Source organism: Allobosea sp. 47.2.35 (genome assembly GCF_024655635.1).
In the GTDB taxonomy this organism is placed as follows: domain Bacteria; phylum Pseudomonadota; class Alphaproteobacteria; order Rhizobiales; family Beijerinckiaceae; genus Allobosea.
Genome location: NZ_JANLGI010000006.1, coordinates 14677 through 28699, shown reverse-complemented (window position 1 = coordinate 28699; position 14023 = coordinate 14677). Strand labels below are relative to the sequence as shown.

The following is a 14023-nucleotide window of genomic DNA, read 5'->3' as shown; positions in this document are numbered from 1 at the left end:
TATGACGGACGCGGCATTCGAGATCGGCGGCGAGGAGATTCCGGTTCTCTCGACCGGCGAGCAGGCCTATGAGCGCATCAAGCACGACATCGTCTTCGGCGTGCTTCAGCCCGGCCAGCGCCTGCCGCTCGACCGTTTGAAATCGGTCTATGGCGTCGGCATCAGCACCTTGCGCGAGATCCTGAACCGGCTGGCGCCGGAGGGGCTCGTCGTCGCGGAGGGGCAGCGCGGCTTCCAGGTCGCGCCCTGTTCGGCGACGGACCTCAAGGAACTCGCCGACCTGCGCCTGCTGATCGAGAGCAACGCGCTGGCACAATCCTTCGAGGCCGGCGATGTCGAGTGGGAAGGGCGCGTCGTCGCCGCCCATCACAAGCTTGCGCGGATGGAGCAGCGCCTGCTTGCCGGCGACGAAACCGGCACGCAGGCCTGGAAACGCTACGATTTCGAGTTCCATCAGGCGCTGGTCTCGGCCTGCGGCTCGAAGGCGCTGCTCGATCTCCATGCCGGCATCTATGACCGCTATCTGCGCTACCAGATGGTCTTCTTCATCTTCTGGGGGCCGACCTCGACCGAGGACCACAAGGCCTTGCTCGACTGCGCGCTCAATCGCGACGCGGCCAAGGCGCAACGGCTGCTTCACGGCCATATCCATGGCTGCATCGACGTGGCGCTGGAGCGCGGGCTGGTCGGCTGACAACGGCCACGACACCCGGTCTCGCCCTCATCCAAAAGTTTGCATGCGAAGTTGGATACTGTTAACGCTGTAGGCCTGAAACGGCCTCCGCCGCCGGCTGCAAGCCGGACCGAAAGAGGGGCCGGCGGGAGGTTTGAATGCAGCTTGTGGCCATCCAGCAGGCCGTAGCCGCGCGCAGTATCCTGGCGACCATGCCGCGTGTGATCGAAAGCGTCGGCCGCTCCGATTTTTCGAGCGGTCTATTCGATATTGCCCGGCGCTTCACCGGCACCGAGATCGTCACCGCCTTCGTCGCCGCCCCCGATGGCGAGGTGCATACGCTCCTGGCTGAGAACCACTACAATTCCGGGCAGCCGGCGCTCGAGATTGCCCGCCGCTACGTCTCTCGGCACTGGCGCGCCGATCCGGCCAACGCGATCCCGCTCGACGATGGTGACGAGGCGGATTGCTGGGGCGTGCGGATGAAGGCCGGCGATATCGAAAGCTCGGCCTATCGCAGCGAGTGCTATCTCTCGGTCGGCTTGTCGGAGCGCTTCTCGCTGCTGCAGCGCCGCGAGGCCGGCACGATGCGGCTCAGCATCTATCGCCGCCGCAAGGAGAGCTTCAGCGAGTCGGAAATCGACAATCTGGTCGAGAGTGCGCCGCTGCTGATGGCGGCGCTCTGGCGGCATTACGAGGTGACGAAGCCGGCAGGTGGTCGTGGCGCCGCGCGGGATTTCCACGCCCGGTTGGAAAAGGCCGCGCCGGAACTCTCGAAGCGCGAGCGGGACGTCTGCGCGCTCGTCGCCGCCGGCCTGACCTCCGAGGGCATCGCGCTCGAACTCGGCGTCGGCATCAATACCGTGCTGACCTATCGCAAGCGCGCCTATGCGCGGCTCGGCATCTCCTCGCAGAACGAGCTGATGCGCATCCTGATGTGAGCCGGCTCAGACCGCGTCCGGCTGCTGGTCGGGCCTTGCCGCGATGAAGGCGGGCAGGGTGGCGCAATGCGCGTCGATCGCGACGAGCTTCGGATAGGGCGAAAGGTCGATCCCGTAGCGCCTCGCGCTGCCGATCTGCGGCACGAGGCAGATATCGGCCAAGGTCGGCGCATCCCCGAAGCAGAACGGGCCGGGCTGGTCCTGGATCAGTTGTTCGCAGGCGCTCAGGCCCTCGCTCATCGCGGCGGCGAGCCAGTCCTGCACATCCGCTTCCGAAAAGCCCTTGCCGCGCAGGCGCTTCTGTATCTTCGGATTCTGGAAGGGATGGGTCTCGCAGGCGATCACCAGCGCGAAGGCCTCGACGCGGGCGCGTAGCGCATTGTCAGCCGGAAAGAGCGGCGGCTGCGGCATCTCGCGATCAAGCCAGCCGATAATCGCGAGCGATTGGGTCAACACGGTGCCGTCATCGAGCTCCAGCGCCGGGATCAGCTTCTGCTGATTGATCGCGGCATAGGCCGGCTCGTTCTGGGCGCCGTCGCGCAGGTTGTGGATCACGCTCTGCGGCGTCACGTCCTTGAGATTAAAGGCGATGCGCGTGCGCCAGGCGGCCGAGGAGCGGAAATAGCCGTGCAGGATCATGTCGGTCTCCCCAGTCAGGCCATGCGGTAGCCGCCATTGACGTCGATCGTCGCGCCGGTGACGTAGGAGGCCTGCTCGGAGAGCAGGAAAGACACGGCCCCGGCGATATCCTCCGGCGTGCCGAGCCGGCCGAGCGGCACCGCCTGCGCCAGCGCATCCATCGAGCTCGGCGCGGCCGAGCGCGGCGTTGCCGCGGCGAGCATCGGCGCGTCGATCACGCCCGGCGCGACGCAGTTCACGGTGATGCCGAGCGACGAGAGTTCGCGCGCCATCGCCTTGGTGAAGCCGAGGATCGCCGATTTCGACGAGATATAGCTGGCGGAGCCGCGATAGCCGCCAAGCTCCGCTGCGACCGAGCTGGTGGTGGTGACGCGCCCGCCTTCGACCGGCAGTGCCCGGCGCCTGCGCGCATAGGCACGGATGCTCAGGAAGACGCCGCGCGTGTTCACGGCATGGGTTTTCTCCCAGTCGTCGAGCGTCATGTCGAAAATGGTCGGCCGCTCGCCATCGGCCGCCATCAGGAGCACGCCGGCATTGCAGACCAGCCCGGTGACAGGGCCGTGAGCGGCCTCGACCTCATCGAACAGCGCTTCGACCGAAGACTCGTCGGAGACATCGACCGCCCAGCCGCTATGGCCGGAGCCGGGAAGGGCCGCCGCGACCGCTGCCGCCGGCTCCTTCGTCAGGTCGCAGACGGCGACCCGCCAGCCATCGGCCGCGAGCTTATGGGCGATGGCCGCGCCGATGCCGCGGCCGGCGCCGGTGACGAGGGCGAGCTTGCTCATGTCGGTCTCCGGTTCATTCGCTGTAGATGCCCTGCGCGAGCAGGGCCTTGGACGAGAAATCGCGGCCATGGCCGCGCGTGAAGAAGCCGGCCGAGACGCCGCCATCGGCCATGATGAGCGCGCCGTTGACGTAACTCGCGAGGTCCGAGAGCAGGAACAGGCAGACGGAGGCGACCTCGGAAGGCTGGGCCAGGCGCCCGAGCGGCGTGCGGTCCTCCATCACGCCGGAGACGAAGCTTTCGGGAATGCCGCGGCGGATCATCGGGGTATCGGTCGCGCTCGGGCCGATGCAGTTCACGCGCACGCCATGCGAGCCCCATTCGACCGCGAGGTCGCGCGTCAGCCCGACGACGCCGGCCTTCGAGGCGCAGTAATGCGCGCGGCCGGACTGGCCGCCGAGCGAGGAGACCGAGCCGATCGTGACGATGGCGCCGCGCCCGCGCGCGACCATGCGCCGGCCGGCCGCCTGGCAGGAATAGAAAGTACCGGAGAGATTGACGCCGATCACCGCTTCCCAGCTTTCGGCGGCGAGTTCGGTCGCCGGGGCAGGGCGGGAGATGCCGGCGGCGGTGATCAACCCGTCCAGCAGGCCGAGATCGCGCTCGATCGCCTCGATTGCGGTTTCGGTCGCTGTCGGGCTGCGCACATCGAAGCTCGCCACGACGGCGCGGGCGCCGAGCGCCGCGATCTCGCAGACGGTCTCGGTCGCGCCCTGCTCATTCGCGTCGGCAATGGCGACGGCGGCGCCTTCGCGCGCCAGCGCCAGCGCGCATTCCCGCCCGATGCCGGAAGCGCCGCCGGTGATCAGGACGGTCCGGCCGGCAAGCCCGAGATTCGCACCCATCGCCGCCTCCTGCCGTTCCGGCCTCAGCCCAGTTTCTGGCCGCCGAAGGCCGGACGTTCGGCGATTTTGGCGAACCAGGCGGCAGCATGCGGCCGGCCTTCGCGCCAGTTCAGGTCGGCGAAGCGCAGGTCGAGATAGGCCAGCGCGCAATAGAAGGTGATCGTGCCGATATCGACGCGCTCGCCGAAGCCGGCGGCCTTGCCCTCGATCAGGTCGAGCGTGGCATGGACCTTGGCGAGCTGGCCGTCGATCCAACGCTGCCAGCGCTGTTCCTCGCTGCGCAGCAGCCCCTCGTAGCGCGCTGCCAGCGCCGCATCGAGCAGGCCGTCGCCATAGCTTTGCTCGGTCAGGGCGTTCCAGCGCGCCTTGGGCTCTGCGGGAAACAGCGAGCCGCCGCCGAGCCCGTCGAGATATTCGCAGATGACGCGGCTGTCGGCGATCGTCGAGCCGTCTTCGAGCAGCAGGGTCGGCACCTGTCCCAGCGGATTGGTCTTGATGATGTTCTGCTCGCGCGCCAGCGGCCCGCCAGCTTTGTACTCCTGCGAGACGTCGAGCATCTCGATCCGGTCGAGGAGGCCGAGCTCGGCGGCGGCGATCCGGACCTTGAGCACGAAGGGCGAGGTGGCGGACTGGTAGAGCTTCATCGGAGTGCCTTTCTCAGCGCGGCAAGCGGTCGGGCTCGGCGGCGAGCGCCCGCCCGGCGATGAAGCCGAAGGTGAGCGCGGGGCCGAGCGTGATGCCGGCGCCGGGATAGGCGCCGGCCATGATCGAGTTCATGTCGTTGCCGCAGGCATAGAGCCCGCCAACGGGCTTCTCGTCGCGGCCGAGCACGCGCGCCTGCGGGTCGCAGGTCAGGCCGGTCGCGGTGCCGATATCGCCGGGCCAGACCTTCACGGCATAGAAGGGCGCGGTCTCGATCGGCCCGAGGCAGGCATTGGGCTTGTGGTTGGGGTCGCCGAGATAGCGGTTATACTCGCTGGAGCCCTTGCCGAAGGCCGCATCCGCGCCGGAGCGCGCCGCAGTATTCATGCCGGCGACCGCCTCCGCCAGCGCCGCGGCCGGGACGCCGATGCGTCCGGCCAGCGCCGCGACGCTCTCGCCCTCGAACAGATAGCCGGCTTCGACGAAGGTTTTGGGGGTCTTCAGGCCGGGATGGACGAGGCCGAGCCCGTACTTGCGCAGGAAATCGCTGTCGCAGACGAGGAAGGCGGGTACGGCGCCGCTCGCATGCATCGCCTCGACGAAGCCGTGATAGGAGGTCGCCTCGTTGACGAAGCGTCGGCCCTGGCCGTCGATCGCGATCAGTCCGGGCTTGGCCCGGTCGAGGATCAGGTGCGGGAACTGCACCTCGCTGCCATCCGGCTTTTTCAGCACCGAGACCGGTGTCCAGAAGGCCGCGCCGATATTGTCGTCGCGCAGGGCGCCGCCGGCTTTGAGACCTAGCTTGATGCCGTCACCGGTATCGGTCTTCGGCGCCATCGAGCGATGCACATCCGCATGCGGCATGTGCTCGCCGCGCATCGCGGCATTGGCCGGGAAGCCGCCGCTCGCCAGCACGACGCCGCGCCGCGCGCCGATGCGGCGCTCGCCTTGTGGGCCCTTGACGGTGAGGCCGATGACAGAGCCGTCCTTGAGGGCTAGCGAGCCGGCCGGCGTCTGCGTGCGGATGTCGACGCCCGCCTGCCGCGCCGATTTCAGCAGGCGTCCCGCAAGCGCATTGCCCATCAGCAGGCGCGCGCCGCGCGGATGGCGCAGGCGGTCGAGCCCGTACTGGATCAGCAGCTTCGCGCTATGCTTGAAGTTCGCCAAGTTGCGGAAGCGGCCGACCAGCGCGTCGATATCCTTGCGGTTCACCATCATGCCGCCAAGCACGGTGAATTCCTTCAGCGGCGGGCGCAGCAGGGCGAAATCGGCGCCGAGTTCGTTGCCGTCATAGGGCGCGGGATCGATCGTCCGTCCGCCCTTGGAGGCGCCGGGCTGCTCGGGCTGGTAGTCCGGCGAATAGGCCCGCGCCTCGAATTTCAGCGCCGTCTCGCGTTCGAAGAAGCGGACCATCTCCGGGCCGTTATCGAGGAAGGCACGCATCAGGTCCGGCCGCAGGCGGTTGCCGAGCACGGCCTCGAGATAGGTCATCGCCGCTTCGCGGGTATCGGCATGGCCGGCCTTGGCGGCATGCGGGTTCTCCGGCACCCACATGGCGCCGCCCGAGACGGCGGTGCTCCCGCCGATATACTCGCTCTTCTCGATCAGCAGCACGTCGAGCCCGGCCTTGGCGGCGGTGATCGCCGCCGACATACCGCCGGCGCCGGAGCCGATCACGACGACGTCGCGGATTTCGTCGAAGCTCTCGCTCATCGCCATGTCCTCAGCCGCCCATGCCACCGCCGAGCGACTTGCCGCCGTCGACGAGCAGGACCTGGCCGTAGATGAAATTGGTGCGCGGCGAGGCGAGGAAAGCGACGGCGTTGGCGATGTCCTCGGGCGCCGCGAGCGCTCCCGTCGGCTGCTGGGCGAGCAGGGCGGCGCGCGCCTCCTCGGACTGCTTCGCCACCATCTCGGTCGCGACCCCGCCCGGCGCCACCGCGTTGACGGCGATGCCGCGCGGCAGAAGCTCCATCGCCATCGCCCGCGTCAGGCCGACGACGGCGGCCTTCGAGGCGACGTAGTGGGCGTGGTTCCGGGCGCCCAGGAAGGTCCGCGAGGCGATGTTGACGATGCGCCCGCCCTTTTCCATCCGCCGCGCCACGGCCTGCGAGAGCAGGAAGAGCGCGGTGACGTTGACATCCATCATCCGGCCGAAATCGCTCGCCGCGAGATCGAAGAACGGCTTGTTCTCGAAGATGCCGGCATTGTTGATCAGCGCCTGCGCCACCGGCAGCCGCTCTGCCAGCGCGGCGAGGCCGGCATGATCGGCAAGGTCGACCGGCTCGAAGAAGACGCTGTGGCCCTGCGCCTCAAGCTCCTTCACCAGCGCGGCCGCGATCTCCGCCTCGCGGTCGAGGATGCCGACCGCAAAGCCGTCGGCGCAGAGCCGCTCGACGATGGCCCGGCCGATCCCGCGTGCGCCGCCCGTGACGAGAGCGATGGGTTTGTCCTGCGGCGTAGCCATGAGCCGGTTCCTGTTTGTGTCGCGTCCCGGCTCAGCCGCCGAGATAGGTGCGGCGGACGCTGTCGTCCTGCCGCAGTTGTGCGGATGCCCCTTCGAGGGCCATCTCGCCGTTCTCGAGGATGTAGGCATAGGTCGAGCAGCCCAGCGCGATTGCCGCGTTCTGCTCGACCAGCAGGATGGTGAGCCCGTCCTTGTTCAGCCGCTCGATGATCGCGAAGATCTGCTGCACCAGCACCGGCGAGAGCCCGAGCGAGGGCTCGTCGAGCAGGAGCAGGCGCGGGCCGGCCATCAGCGCCCGGCCGATCAACAGCATCTGCTGCTCGCCACCGGAGAGCGTGCCGGCCTTCTGCTGCAGACGCTCCTGAAGCTTCGGGAAATATTCGAAGACCCGGTCGAGATCGCGCTTGATGCCGGCAGCGTCGCTGCGGCGATAGGCGCCCATGTCGAGGTTCTCGCGCACGCTCATGTCGCGGAAGACCTCGCGGCCTTCCGGCACCTGCAGCACGCCGGCCGAGACGACCTTGTGCGAGGCCCAGGACTGGATCTCCTCGCCGGCGAAGCGGATGCGCCCCTTCGTCACCGGCACGAGCCGCGAGACGGTGTTCAGCGTCGTGCTCTTGCCGGCGCCGTTCGAGCCGAGCAGGGCGACGATCGCCCCTTCCGGCACCTTGAGCGAGACCTCGGACAGCGCCTGGATGCGGCCATAGGAGGCGGAGATGCCGTCGATTTCGAGGAGGTCAGCCATGGTTCGCCTCCCCGGCGGTCGCCGCGTCGCGGCCGAGATAGGCTTCGATCACGGCGGGATGCGCGCGCACCTCGGCGGCCGTGCCCTCGGCGATCTTGGTGCCGAAGCTCAGCACCGTGATCTTGTCCGAGATAGACATGACCAGTTGCATGACATGCTCGACCAGCAGGATCGTGATGCCGTCGCGCTCGCGCAATTCGCAGAGCAGGCGGTCGAGCGCCGCGATCTCGCGGTTGCGCAGGCCGGCGGCCGGTTCGTCGAGCAGCAGGAGCTTGGGGCGGATCGCGAGCGCGCGGGCGATCTCGACCATCTTCTGGTGGCCGAAATCGAGGTTGCGCGCCTTGGTCTGGGCGTAGGAGGTCAGGCCCGTGCGCTCCAGCAACTCATCGACATGCTCGGCGATGCCGCGCGGACGCGCGCTGATCGCGTCGCGCCAGGAGCGGCCGGCATGGACATGAGCGCCGATCAGCACGTTCTCGAAGACGGTGAGCTCGCCGAAGAGTTCGAGGTTCTGGAAGCTGCGGGCGATGCCGAGACCCGCCATCTCGCGGGCTGGCATGCGGGTGATGTCGCGCCCGTCATAGGTGATGCGCCCGGCGCTCGGCGTATAGAAGCGCGAGATGCAGTTGAAGGTCGTCGACTTGCCGGCGCCGTTCGGGCCGATCAGCGCATGGATCGAGCCCTTGGCGACGGCCATGTCGAGCCCACCGACCGCGGTGAGTCCGCCGAAGCGGATGGTCAGCCCCTCGACATTGAGGAAGGGAGCGCTCTCAGCGGCCATGGCGCGCCTCCCGGATGCGATCGCCGATGAAGGCGAAGAGACCGCGCGGCGCGTACATCATGAACAGGATCAGGATCGCGCCGTAGATGATCTCCTGGTATTGCGGCGCCTGGCGGAGCACCTCCGAGATCAGCCCGAACACGATCGCCCCGCCGATGGCGCCCGCGATCGAGCCGAGCCCGCCGACCACGACCATGGTGAGCACGAGGATCGTGGTCTGGAAGCCCAGGCTATCCGGGTGGATGAAGGTCTGAAACAGGCCGAACATGCCTCCGGCAAAACCCGCGATCGCGGCCGAGAGGCCGAAGGAGACGATCCGGGCGCGGCGCACGTCGATGCCCATCGCCATCGCGGCGACCTCCGACTCGCGCACCGCCCGGAAGGAGCGGCCGAGACGCGAGCGCGAGATCGCGACGGTGAGCCCGATTATCACCAGGCAGAAGAACAGCACGAAGGGGTAGGCCTGCTTGTCGCTGAGGATCTCGATCGGGCCGAAGCGGGCCGGGCTGATGCGCAGGCCGTTCGGGCCGTTGGTGACGCTGTCCCAGTTGGCGAAGACCCATTGCATCGCCTCGCCGAAGGCGAAGGTGGCGAGCGCCAGATAGATGTCGCGCATCCTGAGCGCGAGCGCGCCGATGAATAGGCCGACGGCGCCGGCGACCAGCGCACCGAATAGCATGGCGACGGGGTAGGGCAGGTCGACCGCGCGGTTGGCGAGCGCGCTGGCATAGATGCCGATGCCGTAGAAGGCGGCATGGGCCATCGAGAACTGGCCGGTTTCGCCGATGACGATGTGCAGGCCGAGGCAGAGCACCACGAAGACCAGCAGCAGGTTGGCGATGTAGACGACATAGCCCGAGGTGAAGACGGGCAGGGCAACGGCCACGATCACGGCCGCCACAAGCCCGATCAGGGCGGGGCCTGAGAGCGCGCGCCTGGCCGGCGCGGGCGATGCGAGAGGAGGTGACGACACGGGGCTTCAGACCTTCTTGATCGTCAGCTTCCCGCCGAACAGGCCCTGCGGACGCAGGACGAGCACGATCAGGATGGCGAGGAAGGGGGCGAGCACGATGGCGCGCGACGAGATGAACAGCCCGACCATGTTCTCGACGATGCCGATGACGAAGCCGCCGACCACAGCACCGGGCAGGCTGGAGAAGCCGCCGACGATCGCCGCAGCGAAGGCGAGCATGACGATCGAGCCCATATCGGCGGTCATCAGGATCTTCGGCGAGATCAGCAGGGCGGCGATGGCCGAGATCACGCCGGAGAGGCCCCAGATCAGCATATGGCAGCGGCGCAGGTCGACGCCGACGAGCTGAGCGGCCTTGGGGTTCATGCCGACGGCGCGCATGGCCCGGCCGGTCTTGGTGTAGTTGAACATCCAGAAGAAGGCGGCCATCACGGTGACGGCGGTTCCGAAGATGGCGAGATCGAGCATCGTCACCGAGGCCTGGCCGATCATGATGGAATCGGTCGGCACCAGCGCCGGGAAGGAGCGCGGCGTGTCGCCGAAGCCGGTGCGGCGGACGAGGCCCTTCAGCACATAGGACAGGCCGAGCGTCGCGATGACCAAATAGACGAGGTCCTTCGCGGACTTAGCGACCTGATCGAGCACGAAGCGGCGGAACAGCGCCATGGCGAGGAAGGCGACGACCAGCGTCGCCGGCAGCACGACCCAGATCGGCATCTTCTGGAAGACGAAGAGATAGAGCGCGACATAGCCCGCCGCCATGAAGACCTCGCCCTGGGCGAAGTTCGGCACATCCGAGGTCTTGAAGATCACCACGATGGCGAGCGCCAGCAGGGCATAGACGCTGCCCGAGACGAGGCCCGAGGCGATGCCTTGCTGCAGGAAGATCAGCGCGAGTTGCAGGTCCATATCCGGCCCGATGCTCAGGTCAGGGAAGGGCGGCGGCGCCAGGGCCGCCGCCCGGTCTCAGGAGGGAGGGCCGAGCGGCCCGCCCGTGGCGATCACTTCGCCTGGTAGGTCCAGCGGCTGGTGAAGACGCCCGGCAGCGGGGCCATGGTCGTGCCGTCATATTTGATGAAGATCGTCGAGCGGTTGGCGGCGCGCTGCTCCGGGCCGAACTGCATGCGGCCGGCCATGACGCCCGAGTCGAAATCCTGCGTCTTCAGCGCGGCGAGCACCTTCTCGCGGGTCGGGTTCGGGCCAGCATCCTGCAGCGCCTTGACGAGCGACATCGCCGGGGGAATGCCATAGGGCATGTAGGTCTGCGGATGGTCGGGCCTGGCCGCGAGCTCCGGATAGGCCGCCTTGTACATGTCGTAGATCGGCTTCAGCTTGGCGCCGCCGGGCGAGTCGATCATCACTTCCTGGGTGTAGAAGTTCTTGAGCGCGTCCTTGCCGACATTCTCGGCGAGCTGGTTGAGGCTGGCCGTGCCGGTGACCGAGAGGATGATCGGCTTGTTGAAGCCCATCTCCGCCGCTTTCTTGATCAGCAGCGCCGCCGGGCGGGCATAGGTGACCAGCAGGATCGCATCCGGATTGGCGGCGCGCACCTTCAGGAAGGGCGCGGTGACGTCGTTGATGCCGGGATTGATCGACTCGACCGAGAGCTTCACGCCGTTGACCTCGGCGTCCTTCTTCGAGCCTTCGAGGTTCCAGGCGCCATAGGCGTCGTCATGGTTGATATAGGCGACGTTCTTGGCGCCGAACTGCTTGGCGGCGAACTCGACCATCGCGCCGCCGACGGCGTATTGCGAGATCGAATAGGCGCCGAAGATGTAATCGGTCGGCGGGAACAGCGCGCCGTCGCCCGACGCGTTCAGCATCAGATAGGGCACCTTGTTGCGGACGACATAGTCCTTGGCGGCGACGACGGCGGCCGAGCAGGAGCCGCCATTGAGCATGAACACGTTTTCCTGCTCGACCAGCTTCTTCACCGCCGCGACCAAGTCGTTGGCGTTGCCGCGGTCGTCCTCGACGACATACTCGATCTTGCGGCCGTGGATGCCGCCTTCCTTGTTGATCTTGTCGTAGTACATCTTGGCCGCGTTCACGACGTCGAAGCCATAGGCCATGTTCGGGCCCGATAGCGGGCCGAAGATGCCGATCTTGATCGCCTTGTCGGTGATGCCGGGCTCCTGCGCGCCGGCTGCGGCCCCGATCAGCAGGCTGGCGGCCAGCGTCAGGCCGGCTGCGGTCTTGTTCACGCTCATCGTCTCTCTCCCTGGTCGTCGGCTTGTTGTGTCGTTGAGGTCGTCAGCTCATGGCAGCCCGATCCTGCGGGGATCATAGCGGGCCGGTGGCGGGCATCTGTCACAGCGGCGTGGGACATCGCGGCTTCTATCCTTCCGAGCCATGCAGCGGCGCCAGCGAGGGCGCGCCATGGGCGGGATAGGAAAGCTCGCGGAAGATATGGAAGGTGCGCATGATGTGCTTGCGCATCGCCTGCTCGGCCCGGTCGCCGTCGCGCGCCCGCAAGGCCTGCAGGATGATCTCGTGATCCTCGTTGCTGAGGCGGAATTCGGCCGGCGAGGTCATCCGCGCCACCGAGCCGTTGAAGTAGAATCGGCCGGAACGCAGGATCGCGTCGCGCAGCTTCTCGTTGCGGGCGGCGCTGACAATGATGCCGTGGAACTCGCGGTTGGTCTCGACACGAGTTCGGTCGTCGGCCGGGTCGCTGGCGATGCGGCGGGCATGGACGGCCGCGACCGCGGCGATCTCGTCATCGGTTGCCCGCTCGGCGGCGAGCCGCGCCGCATAGCCTTCCAGCGCGGCGCGGACCTCCGAATTCTCGCTGGCCTCGACCGCGGTGATCTCGCGCACGGCCCAGCCGCGGCGGCGCGGCACGATCAACTGCTCGACGGCCAACCGTTGCAGGGCCTCGCGCACCGGCGTGCGGCTGACCGCAAGCGCGGCCGCGATATCGGCCTCGATCAGCGGCTCGTTCGGCCGCATTTCCCCGGAGAGGATGGCGTTGCGCAGCGTCTCATAGGCGTCGCCGGAGCGGCGCCGCCCGAGCACGCCCTTCTCGGCGTCTCCCGGTGGCTGGTCCGAAGCGGCGAGTGTGAAGCGCTTCTGCATGCGATCCCCGAAGGCAGCGACAACCCGATGATGCCGAAGCCATAGCGCGTCCGCTGTCACCAGAGCAGGGGACAGCGGCGCCCGCTTCAGCCGCGCGCCGGCAGCACTTCGGCCCGGCATTCGCCGAAGCCGATCGAGGCGAAACCCTCCCGCCGGGCGCTGGCCTTCATGACGATGACGTCGCCATCGACGAGATAGGTCCGGCTCTCGCCATTGGGCAGCGCGATCGGCTCGCGGCCGCCGCGCGTGATCTCCATCAGGCTGCCGAAGGAGCCGGGATCGCGCCCCGAGATCGTGCCGGAGCCGAAGAGATCGCCCGGTTCGAGATTGCAGCCGTTCGAGCTGTGATGGGCGACGAACTGGGCCGGCGTCCAATAAAGGTCGCGTGTGCTGCCGAGCGAGAGCCGGTGCGGCGCCAGGCCGTTCGCGCGCATGGAAGCGGTCTCAATGAAGACCTCCATCGTGATGTCGAGCGCATGGGAGGCGGTGGCGTCACTTGGGCTGAGATAGGGCAGGGCCGCCGGATCGCCTTCCGGCCGTGGCGCCTGAGTCTTCCGGAAGGGCGCCAGCGCCTCCGGCGTGACGATCCAGGGCGAGATTGTCGTGGCAAAGCCCTTGGACAGGAAGGGGCCGAGCGGCTGGTATTCCCAGGCCTGGATATCGCGCGCCGACCAGTCGTTGAGCAGGCAGAACCCGGCGATCCGGTCGTCGGCCTCGTCGATCGGCACCGGCGAGCCTTGCGCGTTGCCCGGGCCGATCCAGATGCCCAGTTCCAGCTCGTAGTCGAGATTGCGGCAAGGGCCGAAGCTGGGCTCTGCTTCGTCCAGACGTTTGCGCTGGCCATTGGGGCGCAGGAAGGGCTCGCCGGAGGGCCTGACCGACGAGGCGCGGCCGTTATAGCCGATCGGGATATGCTTGTAGTTCGGCAGCAGCGGATTGTCCGGCCGCAGCAGCGAGCCGATATTCAGGGCGTGCTGGATGCCGGCATAGAAATCGGTGTAGTCGCCGATCCGGGCGGGCAGGCCGAGCACGCATTTCCGCGCCGGATGCAGCATCGGCTTCAGCGCGGTCTGCGCAGGCGAGCCTTCCGCCAGCAGGGCCGAAAGCCGCGCCCGCAGTTGCCTGCGCGCACCCGTTCCCAATCCGAGAAAGCCGTTCAAGCTCGGCGCGGCTGCCGCTGCGACGATCTCCTCGATATCGGCGCAAAGACCGGACGCGGCGAGCGCCGCCAGATCGAGGATTTCGTCGCCGATGGCCACACCGCCACGTGCCGGCTCGCCTTCGGGCGAGAACGCGCCGAAGGGCAGGTTCTGGATCGGGAATTCCGCATGGTCCCGCGCCGATGCGACCCAGCTGCGCAGCGCCGGATCGTGGCTGGCGTCGAGCGCGACAGCGGAGGAGGTGGGGCGAGGCGGGTTTTCAGCCCGCGCGTCGAGAGTGCTGCCCTGCATAGGC

The 14023-nt window shown here is 67.8% G+C and carries 15 protein-coding genes; 2 read left to right on the top strand and 13 right to left on the bottom strand.

Annotated elements, in window-relative coordinates; genetic code table 11:
- Nucleotide 1: 1 nt before the first annotated feature.
- On the top strand, nt 2–694 hold the full coding sequence (locus tag NUV79_RS09575; RefSeq protein ID WP_257732854.1) for a GntR family transcriptional regulator: 693 nt from the start codon (nt 2–4) through the stop codon (nt 692–694).
- Nucleotides 695–831: 137 nt separating this feature from the next.
- Nucleotides 832–1614: a helix-turn-helix transcriptional regulator gene (locus NUV79_RS09570; RefSeq protein WP_257732853.1), complete on the top strand. Its 783-nt coding sequence runs from the start codon at nt 832–834 to the stop codon at nt 1612–1614.
- 6 nt (nt 1615–1620) lie between these two features.
- On the opposite strand, the gene maiA is transcribed toward NUV79_RS09570, so the two are convergent.
- The 13 genes from maiA to fahA all read right to left on the bottom strand — a co-directional run bounded on the left by maiA (nt 1621) and on the right by fahA (nt 14019).
- Nucleotides 1621–2253, bottom strand: a complete 633-nt coding sequence (gene maiA, locus NUV79_RS09565; RefSeq protein ID WP_257732852.1) for a maleylacetoacetate isomerase — start codon at nt 2251–2253, stop codon at nt 1621–1623.
- A gap of 14 nt (nt 2254–2267) precedes the next feature.
- Nucleotides 2268–3038: an SDR family NAD(P)-dependent oxidoreductase gene (locus NUV79_RS09560; RefSeq protein ID WP_257732850.1), complete on the bottom strand. Its 771-nt coding sequence runs from the start codon at nt 3036–3038 to the stop codon at nt 2268–2270.
- Between the two features lie 13 nt (nt 3039–3051).
- Nucleotides 3052–3882 (bottom strand): SDR family NAD(P)-dependent oxidoreductase, encoded by an 831-nt coding sequence (locus NUV79_RS09555; RefSeq protein WP_257732849.1) that lies wholly within the window; start codon nt 3880–3882, stop codon nt 3052–3054.
- A 23-nt stretch (nt 3883–3905) separates the two neighbouring features.
- Entirely contained in the window at nt 3906–4526 is a 621-nt protein-coding gene (locus tag NUV79_RS09550; protein WP_257732848.1) for a glutathione S-transferase family protein, read from the bottom strand.
- Between the two features lie 13 nt (nt 4527–4539).
- Nucleotides 4540–6237 (bottom strand): FAD-dependent oxidoreductase, encoded by a 1698-nt coding sequence (locus NUV79_RS09545; protein ID WP_257732847.1) that lies wholly within the window; start codon nt 6235–6237, stop codon nt 4540–4542.
- A gap of 10 nt (nt 6238–6247) precedes the next feature.
- Entirely contained in the window at nt 6248–6991 is a 744-nt protein-coding gene (locus NUV79_RS09540; RefSeq protein ID WP_257732846.1) for an SDR family NAD(P)-dependent oxidoreductase, read from the bottom strand.
- Between the two features lie 31 nt (nt 6992–7022).
- Nucleotides 7023–7736 carry an ABC transporter ATP-binding protein gene (locus NUV79_RS09535; RefSeq protein WP_257732845.1) on the bottom strand — a complete coding sequence of 238 codons (714 nt, stop codon included), beginning with the start codon at nt 7734–7736 and terminating at the stop codon, nt 7023–7025.
- Nucleotides 7729–8517 carry an ABC transporter ATP-binding protein gene (locus tag NUV79_RS09530; RefSeq protein ID WP_257732844.1) on the bottom strand — a complete coding sequence of 263 codons (789 nt, stop codon included), beginning with the start codon at nt 8515–8517 and terminating at the stop codon, nt 7729–7731. The genes NUV79_RS09535 and NUV79_RS09530 overlap by 8 nt, the downstream gene beginning before the upstream one ends.
- A complete protein-coding gene (locus tag NUV79_RS09525; protein WP_257732843.1) occupies nt 8507–9490 on the bottom strand; it encodes a branched-chain amino acid ABC transporter permease in 984 nt (327 codons plus the stop codon). Before NUV79_RS09525 ends, NUV79_RS09530 begins: the two co-directional genes overlap by 11 nt.
- Nucleotides 9491–9496: 6 nt before the next feature.
- Nucleotides 9497–10399 (bottom strand): branched-chain amino acid ABC transporter permease, encoded by a 903-nt coding sequence (locus NUV79_RS09520; protein ID WP_257732842.1) that lies wholly within the window; start codon nt 10397–10399, stop codon nt 9497–9499.
- Nucleotides 10400–10491: 92 nt separating this feature from the next.
- Nucleotides 10492–11700: an ABC transporter substrate-binding protein gene (locus NUV79_RS09515; RefSeq protein WP_257732841.1), complete on the bottom strand. Its 1209-nt coding sequence runs from the start codon at nt 11698–11700 to the stop codon at nt 10492–10494.
- Between the two features lie 127 nt (nt 11701–11827).
- Nucleotides 11828–12568: a GntR family transcriptional regulator gene (locus NUV79_RS09510; RefSeq protein ID WP_257732840.1), complete on the bottom strand. Its 741-nt coding sequence runs from the start codon at nt 12566–12568 to the stop codon at nt 11828–11830.
- An 86-nt stretch (nt 12569–12654) separates the two neighbouring features.
- Nucleotides 12655–14019 (bottom strand): fumarylacetoacetase, encoded by a 1365-nt coding sequence (fahA, locus tag NUV79_RS09505; RefSeq protein ID WP_257732839.1) that lies wholly within the window; start codon nt 14017–14019, stop codon nt 12655–12657.
- Nucleotides 14020–14023 lie beyond the last annotated feature (4 nt).